This window comes from Massilia sp. TSP1-1-2, assembly GCF_049896185.1.
Taxonomy (GTDB): Bacteria; Pseudomonadota; Gammaproteobacteria; order Burkholderiales; family Burkholderiaceae_D; genus Telluria_A.
This window is the reverse complement of record NZ_JAFCTU010000069.1, coordinates 1-3,364: the sequence shown is the minus strand read 5'-3', so window position 1 is coordinate 3,364 and position 3,364 is coordinate 1. Positions and strand designations below refer to the sequence as shown.

The following is a 3,364-nucleotide window of genomic DNA, read 5'->3' as shown; positions in this document are numbered from 1 at the left end:
TCATCAATCTCGATGGCGGTGGTCGTCAGGAAGATCATCACCGGCCCCGTCACCCGGTACTCCTGCGTGATCAGGTTGCCGCTGTTGGCGTCCTTGCCGGTCGAGGCGATGGTCAGCTCACCTTCGCTTTGCAGCAGCTTCAACGCGTAGCTGGCGCGGCTCGCGCCTTCCTCCTCGACGATGGCCAGGATCTTGTGCTGCAGGTTCGTCTCGCCCATGTAGAACAGGCTCTGGCCGGTCATGGCACTGTACTTGATGCGCTCCTCCTGCGGCATCATCGCCAGCACCGCATCCATCAGGCTGGACTTGCCGGCCGCCGACGAGGACTGCACCACGATCGCCAGCGGCCGGTCCAGCTTGCGGCTGACCGCCGCCAGGTAGCCCACCAGTTTGTTGGTCCGCTCGCCCACCAGACCGCAGGCGTCGAAGTCGGCCACGATCCGCTCCAGCAGGCCAGGCGCGCGCAGCATCGCCAGGGCAGCCTCGCGCTCGGCTTCGCTCATCGCCGGCACGGCAGGCGCCGCCGTGGTCGCGGCCTTGATGCGCTCGTCCTGCAGCGCTTCGAGTTTCAGCAGGATGCGGCCCAGGTCATGCTTGATCACGTCGTCGCGCACGCCCAACTCCTTGGCAGCCTGCTGCAGATAGTGGCCGCGGCCCTTGGCGCTGTACAGGTCCAGCGTATCGACGTGGAAGCGCTCGCCAGCGGCCACCAGCAGATTGATTTTCAGGGTCTCCGGCGACAGGTTTTTCGGCAGGCCGCGCACGCGGTAGCGCCGCTCGGCGAACGTGAACACGACTTCGTCGGCCTTGCCGTCGGCGGCGGTGGTCGAGGACGCAGGCGCAGCCACCGTTGAAGCGGCTAAGGCAGGAACAGGCGCGGTTTCCAACGCCGGCGCGGGCGTCTCGCATTCCACCGCTGCGGCGTGCTGGCCCGGCGCCTGCGGCGCCGTACCTTTCCCCATCCACGCCGCCTTGCGCACCAGGATGCCCAGGCTCTTCGATGCCGGCGTAACCTTCAGCGCGTAGTCGGCCGCGTCCATCCCTTTCGGGAACTCGACGCGGCAGCAGTCGATGCCGGCGGCAAGCAGCTGTTCGGCCAGCGCGCACGCGGCCTTGTCGCCGGCCTCGTCGCGGTCGTAGGCAATCAGCACGCGCTTGACGCCGTTACGCGCAAACGCGGCCAGGTGGTCGGGCGTAAAACCGGCCACGCCGTAGCTGGCCGTCACGTTGTGAAAGCCCGCTTGCCAGAACGCCAGCGCGTCGATCAGCGCCTCGCACAGGATGATCTCGTCGCAGCCGCCCAGCACCTGCGCGTTCCAGACGCCCTTGTGCGGGCCGGGCAGGTACAGGTGCCGCGGTGTGTCACCGCGCAGGTCGTCGCGCAGCTTGCGGCCGTACACCTCCGTCACATTGCCATCACCGTCGATCACCGGCACCACGATGGAACCGTTGAAGTGCTCGTGGCCCGATTCGCGCAGGATGCCGATCTCGCGCAATCGGCTCTTGAGGCCCGCAGCGTCTTGCGCGCGCTTCGCCGGCAAGCGGTAGCCCAGCGTGCGGTTGGCGTAGCCGAGTCTGAAGCGCGCGATCATTTCCGTATCCGTCAAACCGCGCTTGGCCAGGTAGGCCAGCGCCTCGGGCGATTCGAGCAAGGTCTGGTGATAGAAGTCGACGACCTGGTTCAGCAGCTCGCCGCCGCCGGCCGTGGGTTCGACCGGCGGCGCCAGCTTGCGCGAGTGCGATCCCTTGACCGACCCGCCAACCCCGGCGGCTAAATCAGGATCGGCGCGCAGCAGCTCGACCGCGTGGCGGAACGAGACGCCGTTCGCCCGCATCACCCAGTCGATCGGGCCGCCGCCGGCCTGGCACGCGCCCAGGCAATGCCACAGGTTCTTGTCGGGCGTGATCACCAGCGACGGCGTCTTGTCGGCGTGGAACGGGCAGCGGCCCAGCAGGTTACCGCCCTGGCCTTTCAGCTCGATGCCGCGTGCTTCGGCCAGCTGCTGCACCGATACGTCCTGCTTTAGCCGCTCGATCTCTTGATCCGGGATGCGTGCCATGGATTCGCCTTTTGCTCCAAACCCTGTCAAGGGGGTAAACGTAAAAATAACTCGCGGCGAGTATACTACGATTCGTAGTATACTCAACTTCATTTTGTAAAACAGGGGTTATCGTATGGCTGTCCCATCCCATGAACTGACGACAGCCGCCATGACCATCAGCACCGAAGAGCGTGACTTTTTTATCGCATTGGGCGAACGCATCGCCAACCTGCGCAAGACGCACGCCATCACCCAGGTGCAGCTGGCCGAGGCGCTGGGCGTGTCGCAGCAGACCGTGCAGGCCTACGAGGTCGGGCGCCGGCGCATACCGGTGTCGGCGCTGCCGGTGGTGGCGCGTTTGATGCAGGTGCCGATGGAGGAATTGTTCGGGGAATCAAGCCGCGCCGGCCGCGGCAAGCGCGGGCCGATGTCGCAGCTCGAGCGCAGCATCGAGCGCATCGGCGAGCTGCCCAAGCAGAAACAAAAATTCGTGATGGAGATGCTGGAAACGGTGCTGGCCCAGGCCAACACATAGACGCATTTCCTAAGCCGCTAAAGAAGAAAGCCACTCGCATCCGGGGCACCGGAGGGAGTGGCTTTTTTTGTATTAAAAGAAGGCAATCCTACCGATCAGCTAGTGCCCAAATGTCGGCTTTCACCCTCTGCCGCTCACATCCGAACCTGACACCATCGCCAATCACTTAGGGCACATGCACGGAAAGAATTTCGTAAGCAAAACCAACACTCTCTTCATAAACACGCACCTCCAAAACTAAGTCGCTCGCTCCTTCCTGCTCGGTGTAAAGGTCAACCAAGGCGTCCCAATATCCAATCATCCACTGACACACTGAAGTATGCCACGTGGCTTCTGGCAGGCTGGTCAATCGAGCGCCATAGCGGTTGATGTTGCGGGCAATTCTAATTTCATCTTCTGTCGAAATTGGGCGAACTCCATCGACGCGTCGGACAAGATCGAAATCACCATTTTTTAATCCCTCTACTATCTCAGTTAATGCGCGCCTCCATTCGGTTGGAATCGGACTTTGGTTAAACTCGTCTTTCAAAACAGGCACAATTTCATTCATATTTACTTTCCATCATGAAGTTCCTTATGGCAGTCTTTGCAGACTTCTGAATGGTTATCAGTTGTTGTGGTTCCACCATCAGCATGACGTGTCTCGGAATGATGGCCACTTGAGTTTGACTTATCGATGTCCGCACCGCAACCGTTTCCGCATTTATGATCGTGACTGTTCAGCCCCTATGACCGGCAGAAATTAGTTGTAAACAATTGTGATCGCGTTCATCATGCTGGCATGGCA

General features: G+C 61.6%; 4 protein-coding genes. 1 reads left to right on the top strand and 3 read right to left on the bottom strand.

What is annotated here, in order from left to right:
• Window positions 1–2,060, bottom strand: a 2,060-nt coding sequence (locus ACP7BV_RS26760) for a CHC2 zinc finger domain-containing protein (protein ID WP_426107934.1), incomplete at its 3' end; no start/stop codon positions are given.
• A 115-nt stretch (window positions 2,061–2,175) separates the two neighbouring features.
• Between ACP7BV_RS26760 and ACP7BV_RS26755 the strand changes: the two genes are divergently transcribed.
• The gene (locus ACP7BV_RS26755; RefSeq protein WP_426107933.1) at window positions 2,176–2,577 is read left to right on the top strand and encodes a helix-turn-helix domain-containing protein; all 402 of its coding nucleotides are present in this window, start codon (window positions 2,176–2,178) and stop codon (window positions 2,575–2,577) included.
• Window positions 2,578–2,743: 166 nt separating this feature from the next.
• Here the strand turns inward: ACP7BV_RS26755 and ACP7BV_RS26750 are convergent, their stop codons facing one another.
• Window positions 2,744–3,127, bottom strand: a complete 384-nt coding sequence (locus tag ACP7BV_RS26750; protein WP_426107932.1) for a DUF7668 domain-containing protein — start codon at window positions 3,125–3,127, stop codon at window positions 2,744–2,746.
• 2 nt (window positions 3,128–3,129) lie between these two features.
• The gene (locus tag ACP7BV_RS26745; protein ID WP_426107935.1) at window positions 3,130–3,300 is read right to left on the bottom strand and encodes an HNH endonuclease; all 171 of its coding nucleotides are present in this window, start codon (window positions 3,298–3,300) and stop codon (window positions 3,130–3,132) included.
• Window positions 3,301–3,364 lie beyond the last annotated feature (64 nt).

Coding starts and splice junctions, on each gene's coding strand:
- ACP7BV_RS26755 (WP_426107933.1), top strand. CDS start 2,176: ATGGCTGTCCCATCCCATGAACTGACGACAGCCGCCATGACCATCAGC.
- ACP7BV_RS26750 (WP_426107932.1), bottom strand. CDS start 3,127: ATGAATGAAATTGTGCCTGTTTTGAAAGACGAGTTTAACCAAAGTCCG.